Consider the following 13,142-nt stretch of genomic DNA (forward strand, 5'->3'; position numbering starts at 1 on the left):
TGAGGTCCAGTATCGCCTTGAGGCCCAGTGTCGCCCTGAGGCCCAGTACCGCCTTGAGGCCCAGTACTGCCTTGAGGCCCGGTATCACCTTGAGGTCCAGTACCACCTTGAGGTCCAGTACCACCTTGAGGTCCAGTACTGCCTTGAGGTCCAGTACTGCCTTGAGGCCCAGTGTCGCCTTGAGGTCCAGTACCACCTTGAGGCCCAGTATCACCTTGAGGCCCAGTATCGCCTTGAGACCCAGTATCGCCTTGAGACCCAGTGTCGCCTTGAGGCCCAGTACCGCCTTGAGGCCCAGTGTCGCCCTGAGGCCCAGTGTCGCCCTGAGGCCCAGTGTCGCCTTGAGGCCCAGTACCGCCTTGAGGCCCAGTGTCGCCCTGAGGCCCAGTATCACCCTGAGGTCCAGTATCACCTTGAGGCCCAGTACTGCCTTGAGGCCCAGTGTCGCCCTGAGGCCCAGTATCGCCTTGAGGTCCAGTATCGCCTTGAGGCCCAGTGTCGCCCTGAGGCCCAGTACCGCCTTGAGGCCCAGTACTGCCTTGAGGCCCGGTATCACCTTGAGGTCCAGTACCACCTTGAGGCCCAGTATCGCCTTGAGACCCAGTATCGCCTTGAGACCCAGTATCGCCTTGAGGCCCAGTATCGCCTTGAGGTCCAGTGTTGCCTTGAGTACCCGTCGCCCCTTGAGGTCCTGTGGCCCCAGTAAAACCGAGTTCTTCAATGATTGCTTTAATGATTCCTGCAATGGGGCCACTAGATCCAGTAGGCACTTCTAAACTCACATTGGCAGATCCGGGAGTTACCGAAATTTCTAGCGTATTGGATAGAAAGTTTAGTATATCTCCGAAACCAAGTGGAACACTTCCGCTTGCTCCTGAATTCCCTTGAACCAAAAATAAGAGATCGCCTGTAGCAAAAGATCCGGTTTGTCCTTGAGGGCCGATTGGTCCTTGAGGCCCTGTGCCTCCAATCGCTCCCACCGGACCTGATGGACCCTGAGGTCCCGTTGTCCCTTGGGGCCCTTGAGGTCCAGGAGGTCCTCCTGATGGTCCTGTGACTCCAGTAGGTCCTATGGCTCCCGTCGGTCCCCTAGTAACGTCTGTGCCTAACACGTTTTCTAACTTCTCGTTTAAAATCCATTCTTTCTTTCCAATTACATTGATTGTGTCACGCACACTTGCGTTGATCGTAAGTAAGTCGCTAATGGAGGGCTGAAAGTTGGTTGACACTCCAGGGAGAGTCCCTAGAATATATTGAAGCTTTTCTCCTTCTGCATTAATAATGTGACTCAGGCCCAGCTCTTCTAACGCAATGGATGACAATAATAGGTTTACTGCATCCTCTCGAGTAATTGAAATATTGGGACTAATATTAGGTATATTAGGGAATGACATAGTGATCCTCCTTACGAAATTTCATATTGCTTCCGCAGCAATACTTCTCTATAGCAGATGTATCAATAAAATTGCTTTATCATTTGTTCGCTATGTTTTCATGCCTATATACCATATTTCATCAAAACACATATGGTGATATAAAAGTGAAGGTCGTGTTGAAAAAATGTTCGGGCGCATCAGTAAGAATTCACCCATTTTTGTAGGGGATCTATTTTTCGATGATACGCTTAACGAATTATAACTAAGGTGAAAATTTCGTATTGCTAAATTTATTTTGTTATCCAGAAGGTAAATGTACCTAGATAAAGAATATATTCAATTGTGACAAACAATAAAAAATGAAAGGAGATAGTGATCAATGAAGAAATTGCGGCTTTCAAGTGTAGTTTCCTTGGTGATTCTGACCTTTGTGCTTTCCTTAACATTAGGTGCAAGTACTCCTACGAAGGAACTAAATGGAACTGATCAGTCCAGTTTACAAATGACTGATCAGTTGGATGAAAGCACTATGCTAGTTCGAGGATCTCCATGGCATACTAAGAAGCATCATTACTGGTACTATGACTATTGGAGAGGTTGTTGGTATTGGGTTTAATGAGAGCATTTCATGAGTTAGCCTCCCATATTGTATTGACTGAACATATTAGCTAATAAACAAGGCATCAATCCTAGATAACGGATTGATGCCCTTTATATTGACTCTACCATTCTGCGTTAGCAAAGACTAATTTTCGGATAGGATAGTAAATTAAAGATTCCGGTAAAGGTTTATCCTATTATATAGAAGGATAAATAAACCGTCTATATAATAAGTATTATGTTTTATTAAAAGGAATGAGAAATATGCTAAAAAATCATGGGAAAAATCACCAAGAGATTACGTTGAAGCATGGTCAACTCCATGTCTTTGCAAACGAGGAAGTCTTTCAAAATCTTGAATACAAAGTTTACGAGATGGCAGATAACAACCTGCAAATCCCACGCAATGTCCATATGAGCTATACACCGGATGCTCATGTAGGTGTAGGGACATGTATAGGAACGACTGCTGTTTGGAATATGAATGATGGTTTTGTCTCCCCTTCCATTGTAGGCTCCGATATCGGATGTGGAATGAGGGTTCATCTTACTTCGCTTCATCGCGATGATATTCAAGATAAGAAGTTACGTCGCCAGATGATCAAAGCGATCGAAAAGTATGTTCCAGCAAATGAGCGAGCTGCTTCTTACTATCAGAATATCCGTGTAGAGAAGATTGTATCAGAGGGGATTCATGGTCTCCCACCGCAGTATGTACCAGATTACTACTCACCTAAAAATCGCCGTTCCCTCACCCATATCGAACATGCGAAGCTTTCCTACGATACAGGTTATCTAGATGCCATTCCAGAGAAAATGTGGAGCCGAGCTTGGATGCAAGTAGGAACACTTGGTGGCGGTAATCACTTCTGTGAGATCCAGAGTATTACAATTAAGGATGAAAATCGAGAAATTGCGGAAAAGTGGGGTCTTTTTGACGGACAAGTAGTGGTAATGATCCATTCTGGCTCCCGAGCATGGGGCGGAATGTTAGGACCGAAATTTACCAAAGATTTCCGACGTGCTATGGACAAGTGGGGCATCGGAACTTCCGACCCAAACTTGGTCTTTGCTCCGATCGACACAGAGGAGGGTCAACGCTATCTCAATCTGATGTACTCTGCACTTAATTATGTAGTGGTAAACCGTCATATGATCGCTTATGGAGTAAGAGAAGGATTAAGGGATGTGTTCGGACAGGACTTGGAGATGACGGTTCTCTACGACCTGATGCATAACTATGCGTTAACAGAGTCCCATCGTAGTGAGCCATTGTTAGTACATCGAAAGGGAACGACGCGAGCACTTCCAGCGGGGCACTCCCTAAATGCAGAACCATATAAAGAGACTGGTCATCCAGCCCTTATTCCTGGATCAATGGGGACGTCTTCCTACATTATGGTGGGAGAAACGGGCGGAGAGAAAAACTTCTACTCCATCTGTCATGGTGCGGGACGTGTTCGCTCCCGTCGTGCAACGAAAGAATTAATCAGCGTCGATCAATTTGCTTCCTCTATGAAGGTAGGAACAGACGAGGAAATTTTGGTAAACCAACGCACACTAGAGAGTATCTTGGATGAGTGTCCACAAGCTTATAAAGATGTGGATCAGGTAATCCATTCTGTGGTAGGGGCAGGTCTTGCCTCTGTCGTAGCAGAGTGTCAGCCAATGGCCGTTATTAAAGGCGTTTAAGCCGAAATCTAAGAAGGATGAGAGGTGGTGGCTGAACTGGTTCAATCTTGTGAAGTAGAGGTTTTTGGTCATCATGAGGAAACTACACACTGAACAAGTATAAATAGGTAAAGAGACCGCATCCAGCGCAACGGAATATAATGAATCAATAGATAGAAGTCCTTCAAGAATTCTAAGATGATCCTTTCTAGATCGAAAAGGTGGTATTACCTTTATGAAAGATCTCGATCAGTTTATTTTTCATTTAGAAAGAGGTACTCAAATCAGTTTTGTAGTGAATAGAAAAATAAACCTATGGAACGGAAAAGTGATTATTTTTACAGACGGGCAGGGTCGTAAGTTCGTTTTAAAACAAATTAATCCTAACAGTTCGCCTTGGGAAAAATCGACTTTAGTACGTGATTATGTGGGTTCTCGAATAGCAGAAGAAATGAATCTCCCCATTAATCGTGTACGACTTATACCAGCGAAGTTGGGGTTTAGCTTAAAGCCTTTTTCAGGGTATCCAGCTACTTTACATACATTTGTAGAAGGAGTAGTCCCAAAAGCAGGGATTCAACAAAAAGTTGGTACAAAAGTTCCAATAGAGGAAACTGGGTTGAACTATTCAGTGATAAAAAATATGGCTAAAAGTCTAGACCTCCAGCGTATCACAGCTCTTGATACTTTTTTAGGAAATGAAGATCGAAAAAATGCGAACTTGCTATATTGGAATGATCATTATGTTGGAATTGATTTAGGTGATATGCTTATCCATAATTTAGTAAAAGTAGCAATCCATCAATTTCAAAGTATGATAGCAAAAAAAATGGTATTTTCCCTTGAAGAGAAAAGAGGGCTATCGAATTATCATAAAACACTGAATGATTTATTTTTGAATTATCCAGTGAATAGAATCGTTGCTTATTTGGATGAGGGGTATAACTTGTCAGGACTAAAAACATTGGGACCCAATCATTACAATGTAAAAGATGAAATGTATTTTAAAGATATGGCAAGAGAGAATGTAAATGCTATTCCTACATTACTCCAAATCATGAATAATGCATTGACAACCCATATTACGTTTCACGGCTAGGCGATTTCAGATGCCTAGTCTTTTTTTATCCCAATTGGTAAGATTTATCCATTATATAAGAACATACATTCGCATATAATAAAAAACGAACTGAGATACTTTTTAGGAAGTGAGTCAACGATGATACTTCTAGTTGATATGGAGAGCTTTTATTGCAGTGTAGAAAAATCACTACAACCCGATCTATGGAATAAGCCGACTGTGGTAGCAGGAGATCCCGAAAGGAGGAGTGGAATCGTCTTGGCTGCGTGTCCGCTTTCAAAAGCATATGGAATAAAGACAGCTCAATCTTTATGGGAGGCTTTACAAAAATGTCCACACTTAGTTGTTGTTAGACCGCGCATGCAGCTTTACATAGATATCTCTCTTCGCATTACTAAGATTCTAGAGCGGTTTTCTGATAGAGTGGAACCCTACTCAATCGATGAAATATTCGTCGATGTCTCTGGTTGTGAGCGGTTGTTTGGTTCCCCAAAAGAGATTGCGACTAAGATCCAAGATTCCATTCGATCAGAGTTACATATTCGGGCAAGAGTCGGAATTGGTCCAACGAAAGTACTGGCAAAAATGGCTTGTGACCAGTTTGCTAAGAAGAATTTTTTTGGGATATGTCAGTTAGACGAGTCCAACATAAAGGAAAGGTTGTGGCCGTTACCGATTGGAGCAATGTTTGGTGTAGGAAACCGGATGCGAAAACATTTTGAGCGGATTCGAATTCAAACGATCGGACAACTAGCTAACTATCCATTATCCCAGATCAAATCGAAATGGGGTATCAATGGGCATGTATTGTGGCTGACAGCGCACGGTATAGATTCTTCCCCAGTTGCAAGCGATTCCTTCCATCAGCCCAAGGGGATCGGACATCAGATGACTCTACCCTGCGACTATCGCAAATTTGAAGGAGAAATCGACGTGGTGTTGTTAGAACTCTGTGAGAATGTGTGTAGGAGAGTGAGACAAAATCAACTCATGGGTAGGACGGTTCATATAGGGGCTAGGGGAGCTGATTTTGGTATACCTACTGGCTTTTATCGTCAGTTGACTATGCCAGGCGCAACGAACGAAACGATGTTGGTTTATCAATATGCTAGGGAGGTATTCCAACGCCATTGGGATCAAGCACCGATTAGGGTAATTGGATTGTCATTGAGTAATTTCCAATCAGATGAAGTCGTACAGTTGGATTTGTTTGATCAAAAGAAAGAGCAACGGAAGAAGTTAGGTTACGTCATAGATGGAATTAAGGAACGCTACGGTGCTTCTGCGGTCATTCGTGCATCATCCCTAACAAAGTCAGGGCAAGCGTTAGAGAGACATGGGAAGATCGGAGGTCACTTTAAATGAAGGAAAATGAGTTGAACCGGGGAAATTTATTATGGGAGGGGAGCAGGATGTTTCTACCCGAACATCGTGAACAACTTATCGCCCAACGTCGGAAGCAAAGAGAGTATGTGCCGCCTGATCTGGATGAACAAAGGCTAGAAGAACTGAATCAACGTCTGTATCAAGCTCTACATGATGATCGTGTTGTCCTCACTACATACATAGGGAAGTATGAACCAAAGTCATTTATCGGATCTGTGGAAAGAGTAGATCCGCATATACAAAAATTTCTATTGAAGAATGGAGATATTCAAATATGGCTATCCTTTCAAGAAATATTAGATATCGAATGGATGTGAAGGGAGTTGCCGAAAATCAAAATGAGAACGATCTCGTGGGAGAACGTTCTCATTTTATTTCATGTCATTATTCTTGAGATTGATAGACGATAGAGTTGCCTACATCAGGATTCCCACGCCAAACCTTATTGCTTTTTCCGCTGTGAATCCATACAAGAGTCCCTTCGGGAACGCGATCATATAAATCAATAACATCCTTGTTTAACATTCGAATACATCCATTTGAAGCATAGGTTCCAATTGAATTTGGATTATTTGTCCCATGAATACCATATTTTCTACCGCTATCACCATTAACGCTGAATCCGTTCCAACGTTCACCTAAAGGGTTTTCAGGCACACCCCCAGGGATGTTTTTCCAACCTGGCTTAACAAACTTAGCTATAATCGGAAAAGTACCTTCCGGTGTCTTCGTTTTATTTTTCCCAGTAGCTACCCGATAGGTCTTAATAACCCTATTCCCTTGATACAAATACAGATAGTTAGTTTGCTTATTAATTTCAATTTTGTAATTTGAATCCTGCGCAGCTTGAGTTACTGTTGGTTGAAATAATCCTGTAACAAGAGCAAACGAAAGAGATAACATAAACAGTACAAGTCGTCTTAATTTTGGCATGTATGTGCAACTCCTTTATCCTTTTTCATTTGGTGATAGCCCCCTTCATTTTTAAAAAATATTTATAAAAGAAATATATAAGCAGTAGATATGCCTGTAAAAGTATTGTTATTCATGTTGGGGCACTCTTTGTATACTAAACTGGTTACAGTTTTTATTCTATCGATTTATATAACATTACCTTACAATTTTGAAAGGTAATGTTATATATGGGATCTAATAGAGAAATGTTGATGTCATTTTATACGTTAGTATTAAGTAGTAGGAGAGCCCGATTTTCACTACACTAAGTGTGAATTCGGGCTCTCCTACTATCCTCCATATGGAATTGAAACCGTGACTATACTAATAGATGCTAGAGGTAACACCGTTATTCATTTTCAACATAAGGATGATGCACAAAACCAGCCCCAGAGTTAATTATGGCGCTGGTTTTGTGCATCATCCAGATTCCGTGACATAAAGGGTATATTCTTAATCATGGTTTTCAAATCCTCACAAGGTTATAATAGCAGAACAACGGACTTCTACTTTATATCATTGGGTATCACCTTAAGTGAATTTGATAGTAGCGATGTACGAAAGCTTGGGGCGCAGAAAAGACACGTCCCTTAAAACGTCTTCCAAATAATACTGCTAGTTTATAATCGAACCTATGAGATGAATCACTCAGAGGTTTTTTCCTACATAAGGGGTGGATGGAATGAAAATAGTAGCAATTGAACCAACTCCAAGTCCAAATGTGATGAAGTTAATGATTGAGCCTTCACTTGCAAATGGTATTAGCTATAACTTCCGAAAAGACCAGGAACAATCGGCTCCTGAGCATATCCGCAAGCTACTAGCCGTTGAAGGGGTGAAGGCCATCTTCCAAGTAGCGGACTTTATTAGTGTGGAGCGTCATCCCAAAGTAGACTGGAAACAAATCTTACCGGATGTACAACGTCTATTTGGATCGCAGGAGCAACTTGCCGGTGATTCGAAGGTCCAGCTTACGGATCAAGCGTTTGCAGAAGTAAAAGTTGAGATCCAAAAATTAAAAGGGATTCCGGTTCAAGTGAAGCTAACCAGAGGTACTGAGGAGAAACGATTTGGCTTACCTGAGCGGTTTACCACATCCATGATGGCGATTCAAAAAGGGGTTTCCAATTACGTTTATGAACGGAGATGGCTCGAACAGAGTCCGCGATATGGTGATTTACAGGAGATCGGTGCGCAATTGGTGGAAGAGATAGTTGCGGCTTATTCCGAGAAGCGTTTATCAATGCTAGTGGATTTTGCCCTTCATCCAGAGGTATACCAAAAGGTTAAAACTACCTTTTCGACGGAGCAGGTAAGAGCTGATTTTTCTTCCTCTGAATGGGAAGTTCGCTTTGCGGCTCTTGATCAATGGGAAGTAGCGTTGGATGGACTGGATATCTTAGAGAAAGCAATCAAGGATCCTCAAACCTCCATCCGACGACAAGCTGTAGTTATCTTGGGGCAATTAGAAGATGATCGGGTATTTCCCCTACTGATGAGAGCACTTGAAGATTCTTCGGCAGTAGTGCGAAGAACTGTTGGAGACACGCTATCTGATTTAGGGAATCCTATCGCCATTCCAGCCATGTGCAGGGCCCTATCCGATCGGAATAAACTCGTTCGTTGGCGTGCTGCGCGTTATTTGTTTGAAGTGGGTGATGTTACAGCCATCCCAGCTTTACAAAAAGCGATTCACGATGAAGAATTTGAGGTGCAATTACAAGCTCAAATTGCCTTAAAGCGGATCGAAAGCGGGAAAGAAGCCAGTGGAACCGTCTGGCAACAGATGATGCGTGAGATGGAGAAGTAATTAATTGGCATGTTCCTCAAATCCATGTGGATAAGTTCGCACATCCATCCTAATGGGACTCTCTTGGAAACCTGTTTCCCCTGCGGACGTCGTCGATCCCTAATAGCGTAATAAACCCTGAAGATCGACGACAGTGCTTTATCAATTAAAGTTAGGGATATAGAAAAAATGTAGATATAACGGGATTCATTCATTTTTTGTCGAAGCTATATTTCTTGGGCTTTTTTGGGGTCTTGATAGTACCTATACGGAAAATGGCTGAAACGGTCTGAGGATTTTTTTAAGAGATTTTATAGTCTTGACATACAAGGACATTAAAAAATTAAAAACATCGCTCATTTAGGCATACAGAGGTTTGTTTAAAGTCAGGGGCGTTTATTACCCCTGAAATTCGAGGAGGTCAAATCTATCATGGAAAAGATGTTTTTGTTTAAAGTAGGAGATAGTTTTGATGCTACAAATGATGATAATATCTGGGACTTCATTTTAGAATCATACAATGGTCCGGATACGCATGGAGAGTATATGGATTGGAATATTGTTGATTTCGCAGAGATCACAGAGCAAGATCATAAGAAGTACCGAGTCAATGCCCACTCGGATGAGATCCTTACGATTAGGGCATCGGTTCATGATGAAGCAGAGGAACTGATTGCTTCGACTACGTTTAAGGTCGAGAGAAGAAAGAGGGTTTCTCCTGAAATATGGACGGTCTTGGATGTACTCCAGCAAGGGTCTGAGGAGGCGGTAAATTTAGTCCCGATTGATAAGGAATGGTTAGATTGGCTCAACCGGGAATAGATGAAGATTGGATTTGAGAATAGCTTCTATAAATTTCCTGCTCCACCCCAACAAAAACCGCTCAACCATTGTTATCACAGGGGTTGAGCGGTTTTTGTGCTTTGTACAGGTACATCAGGGTTTATTTGATATTTTTTAGATGTTCTATTTTGGTAGTTTCTTCATGATGCTCTTGAGCGGTTTCTTGTACAAATACAGATATAGCAGATGCGTATGGGATCATAACCACAAATGCAGTAATCAATAGTTTCCCAATGGTGTTTAACATGGTTTCCCATCTCCTTATACTGTATTTTTTATATTGCCTTATTTCATTATACACTCCCTCTGCTCTCAATTCTTGGTAGCTTTTGGATCGTTTTTTGTTTATTTACTCCTTTAATCACTTCATCATTGGTATCGTGGTCCTCTCATCTGAAAATCACGGCGATCGAGTACCTGTTGGTTTGTTAATATATAATTTTATTCATCTAAAATATTAGTTGCAATTAAGTCAAAAATACTTAATAATATATCTAGTTAAATATAATTTAAAAATGAAAGGGGAAACTAGAATTGGAAATTTTTGAACTTATATCAAAAATTGTTTCATCCGTTGGAGATGTCGTGAAAGCTGTAAATTCTCTCGCTTCACTAATCGGTAGTTTGTTCGCATAGTAGGTCCGATCAACAAAGAAATCAAACAGGTATCGATACATAGCTCCCAATCCGGGGGCTTTTTTGTTTGAGGTGGGAAAGGGAGCCCACGCCATTGTCGTTACAATAGTGGGAGTAGCTTACTTTGTATTAGATAGGGTATGGTATAAAAATGAATAATTTACATGATCATGTTGAAGATACCGAAGATAAGGAAATATATTATATTTTTCCAAAAAAAGACCCACAATCTGTTATTCAATTTACCAAAGGACGAGATGATTTATTCGACCTTGTGGATGTTGGAACGCATATCCTCGTGGTACTAGAAGATTGGGGAAATGAATATGGAAGAGAAGGAGAGACTCGATTTTTTAGATCCGATGAGCAAGAAAAACTAGATGAGTGGATGAAAGGGAAGAAAGAAGACAGTATACTCCGTTTCGAAGTTCATGAAGGTAGTCTGGTTCATGCGTGGAAAATATACGATGTGGAGGAGAGTAAGTGGGATTGGGATTGGGCTGTAGGGTTTCTAATATGGTTCTTTGTTATACTTAGTCCCTTATGGTTTCTACTAGCCATTGTTTTGGCGTATTTATATTTTTTCTAACTCTCGATTCTGAAACGAAAACGGAATATCGCAATGGGACAGTTGATGTCAATTGATGATGATTAATAGTACAAAAGTAAGTAAAGCTATCCGTAGGAGATGTAATATGAAGAGAAATTTCAATAACCGAAACAAATCACTATCAGAACTAGGACATGAATTCTTAGTTGTTTGTCCATCTTGTCAACAATGTGCCGAGGTAACCCCTCTGGGATCTACTAACCCATATATGATAGGGATTAAATGCAGGATGATCTGTTCACATTGTGGCCACATCAAAGAAATGTTACCCAAGACAAATGTCTGTCGAAATCGTGTCAAAGTGTCCCATTCACATTATTGGAAAGAGAATACAATCCGGATAGGCGGACCTTTTGACTGGTATTTTGGACTTCCTGCGTATCTACAGCTTACTTGTTGTGGTCATACATTATGGGCGTATAATCTTGAACATCTAGAGTACATAGAAAGTTATGTCCGTTCTGAGTTAAGGAATCCACACCCGAACAATCGTAGTATAGAGAGCAGATTACCTAAATGGATCAAGAGTGCTAAGAATCGAGAACATCTACTCAAATGTATCGGACATTTAAAGCAATCTATCTCCTGACATAACAAACAGGACTAGCGTTGAAAGAATTTATGTATCTTTCAACGCTAGTCCTGTTTGTTATACCATCTGTCTGAATTGAAATCCTCTGGAATATTTTGCTCAAAAGGAGCGGCAAATCCTAATGCTTCAAGTGCGTCAAACCACAAATCTCTTTTAGAGTCCGAGAGTTTTGAACCACAATAAGGGCAAAAATAGATTGCAGAATAGGATGGGCCTCCGTCATGGATGATAATTCCATATTCATCAAAAACCAAACTATAATAAATCAAATGATCTGGACAGTCAAAAGGATTTTTGTGTTGCTTACAAACGTAATTTAATGTATTTTCCATGGTTTTACAACAGTGATTTTTAATCATATAGCCTCCCATTAGCAGAAAAGCAACTAAAATCATGGGCATTGTTTATCGATATAGGTGAGAACAGTTGCTTTTATCGATTATTGAAATACCTTATCTATTGTCGCCCTGTCATGATCTAAAATCCAGTCATTATATCGGTTGTACAAAGGCCTAATGTGTTCTTTGGATGTAGCAATTACATCACAACCACGATCATCGTAAATGTGAAAAATTGTTTTATTAGATAGGTTAACAAAAAATACATCATGAAAAATCTTAGGCTTTATACCCATGTCGTGATTACAAATTGCTTTGACTAATTGGATGAACTTTATATCCTTGACCTGACACTGTAAAGAATATCTGTGTGTTTCGAAATCGTAAATATCATATATATCTTCAAAAACATAGGGAGTAATTTGATGTTGTAATCTTGGTAAAATATCCTTTGATTTTAGGTAGTGCTGATAAATCTTTACTCTACGTCTTTTTAATATGTTTTCCTCTCCAGAGTGATGAACGTTTGCTACTATCATGATCTCGTCTTCAGTTGAATGAAGTTCCTTGAAAAGTGTTATTGCACGAAAATAGACACGCTTCATATGGGGATTTCTTTTAACTTCATTCGGGTCTCCCAATTCAAACCGAATTCCAAACACCCAATTGTAAAAGAGGGGTGGTCTTAGTTTTAGGTTATGAAAATTGTTGTTTAAATACTTGTCTAGTTGCACACAAACACCCCAATCTTATCGCAAATTCCAATGATATCACAGTCATTCTACTTGAGCCAGTAACGGTGGTGGTACGCATATGTATCATTGGAGTGAACCACATGTACTTACCAATCGAGAGCGCGCATTCAGACCTTCCCTGAAAGCGAGCAAAGGGTGAAAGATATACCCTTGGTTCGTGTCGCGTACCGTATTAACAAGAAAATCGCATTGATCGTACCTATAAGGATTGAAGCTATGGATTCATTCCACCAATCCATCCAGAGAGCTCGTCGATTGCTCATACCTATGAGGATTTGAACACTCGTTCTCGTACTAATAAAAATGGTTAGGGACATATTTCATGTCCTTAGCCATTTTTTTACCTTGTTAAGTAACAAATATATCTATATAAACAACTTTTCCACTCTTCGTTCCACTTCCTGGTAGTAAGGTTGCTATTTAGCCCCCAAATTAAATTTGAGTAATCTCCTTTATCCTGTAGAATGAGTTATATACAGTGGAGGAGATTTTTTATGCAAAGAAGACGGTT

At 40.7% G+C, this 13,142-nt stretch carries 14 protein-coding genes and 1 pseudogene; 8 read left to right on the forward strand and 7 right to left on the reverse strand.

Features of this window, described 5'->3' with window-relative positions; translation table 11 throughout:
• From J2Z48_RS15365 to J2Z48_RS15825, 3 genes and pseudogenes are all read right to left on the reverse strand, one after another.
• On the reverse strand, positions 1-745 hold a 745-nt coding region (locus J2Z48_RS15365; protein WP_307254957.1), incomplete at its 3' end, for a hypothetical protein.
• An 87-nt stretch (positions 746-832) separates the two neighbouring features.
• Complete coding sequence (locus J2Z48_RS15370) at positions 833-970, reverse strand: hypothetical protein (protein ID WP_307254959.1); 138 nt, start codon at positions 968-970, stop codon at positions 833-835.
• A gap of 193 nt (positions 971-1,163) precedes the next feature.
• Positions 1,164-1,394: pseudogene (locus tag J2Z48_RS15825) on the reverse strand (alpha-helical endospore appendage domain-containing protein); the annotation flags it as partial.
• A 361-nt stretch (positions 1,395-1,755) separates the two neighbouring features.
• Here J2Z48_RS15825 and J2Z48_RS15375 point away from each other — a divergent pair.
• From J2Z48_RS15375 to J2Z48_RS15395, 5 genes are all read left to right on the forward strand, one after another.
• Entirely contained in the window at positions 1,756-1,992 is a 237-nt protein-coding gene (locus J2Z48_RS15375) for a hypothetical protein (RefSeq protein WP_307254961.1), read from the forward strand.
• Positions 1,993-2,231: 239 nt separating this feature from the next.
• Positions 2,232-3,668, forward strand: a complete 1,437-nt coding sequence (locus J2Z48_RS15380; protein ID WP_307254963.1) for an RtcB family protein — start codon at positions 2,232-2,234, stop codon at positions 3,666-3,668.
• A gap of 214 nt (positions 3,669-3,882) precedes the next feature.
• Positions 3,883-4,746, forward strand: coding sequence for a hypothetical protein (locus J2Z48_RS15385; RefSeq protein WP_307254964.1), 864 nt, complete (start codon positions 3,883-3,885; stop codon positions 4,744-4,746).
• Positions 4,747-4,866: 120 nt separating this feature from the next.
• Positions 4,867-6,093, forward strand: a complete 1,227-nt coding sequence (locus J2Z48_RS15390) for a DNA polymerase IV (RefSeq protein ID WP_307254965.1) — start codon at positions 4,867-4,869, stop codon at positions 6,091-6,093.
• Between the two features lie 47 nt (positions 6,094-6,140).
• Complete coding sequence (locus J2Z48_RS15395; RefSeq protein ID WP_307254967.1) at positions 6,141-6,431, forward strand: YolD-like family protein; 291 nt, start codon at positions 6,141-6,143, stop codon at positions 6,429-6,431.
• A gap of 67 nt (positions 6,432-6,498) precedes the next feature.
• Here the strand turns inward: J2Z48_RS15395 and J2Z48_RS15400 are convergent, their stop codons facing one another.
• The gene (locus J2Z48_RS15400) at positions 6,499-7,047 is read right to left on the reverse strand and encodes a L,D-transpeptidase (protein ID WP_307254970.1); all 549 of its coding nucleotides are present in this window, start codon (positions 7,045-7,047) and stop codon (positions 6,499-6,501) included.
• A 703-nt stretch (positions 7,048-7,750) separates the two neighbouring features.
• Between J2Z48_RS15400 and J2Z48_RS15405 the strand changes: the two genes are divergently transcribed.
• Both J2Z48_RS15405 and J2Z48_RS15410 read left to right on the forward strand, forming a co-directional pair.
• On the forward strand, positions 7,751-8,878 hold the full coding sequence (locus tag J2Z48_RS15405) for a virulence factor (RefSeq protein ID WP_307254972.1): 1,128 nt from the start codon (positions 7,751-7,753) through the stop codon (positions 8,876-8,878).
• Between the two features lie 411 nt (positions 8,879-9,289).
• On the forward strand, positions 9,290-9,679 hold the full coding sequence (locus J2Z48_RS15410; protein WP_307254974.1) for a hypothetical protein: 390 nt from the start codon (positions 9,290-9,292) through the stop codon (positions 9,677-9,679).
• A 121-nt stretch (positions 9,680-9,800) separates the two neighbouring features.
• On the opposite strand, the gene J2Z48_RS15415 is transcribed toward J2Z48_RS15410, so the two are convergent.
• Complete coding sequence (locus J2Z48_RS15415) at positions 9,801-9,947, reverse strand: hypothetical protein (RefSeq protein ID WP_307254976.1); 147 nt, start codon at positions 9,945-9,947, stop codon at positions 9,801-9,803.
• Positions 9,948-10,487: 540 nt separating this feature from the next.
• On the opposite strand from J2Z48_RS15415, the gene J2Z48_RS15420 reads away from it, so the two are divergent.
• Complete coding sequence (locus J2Z48_RS15420; protein ID WP_307254978.1) at positions 10,488-10,925, forward strand: hypothetical protein; 438 nt, start codon at positions 10,488-10,490, stop codon at positions 10,923-10,925.
• A 657-nt stretch (positions 10,926-11,582) separates the two neighbouring features.
• On the opposite strand, the gene J2Z48_RS15425 is transcribed toward J2Z48_RS15420, so the two are convergent.
• Positions 11,583-11,897, reverse strand: a complete 315-nt coding sequence (locus J2Z48_RS15425; protein WP_307254980.1) for a DUF6980 family protein — start codon at positions 11,895-11,897, stop codon at positions 11,583-11,585.
• An 80-nt stretch (positions 11,898-11,977) separates the two neighbouring features.
• A complete protein-coding gene (locus tag J2Z48_RS15430; RefSeq protein ID WP_307254982.1) occupies positions 11,978-12,610 on the reverse strand; it encodes a DUF3885 domain-containing protein in 633 nt (210 codons plus the stop codon).
• Between the last annotated feature and the right edge of the window lie 532 nt (positions 12,611-13,142).

This window comes from Croceifilum oryzae (assembly GCF_030814315.1).
Classification (GTDB): Bacteria; Bacillota; Bacilli; order Thermoactinomycetales; family Thermoactinomycetaceae; genus Baia; species Baia oryzae.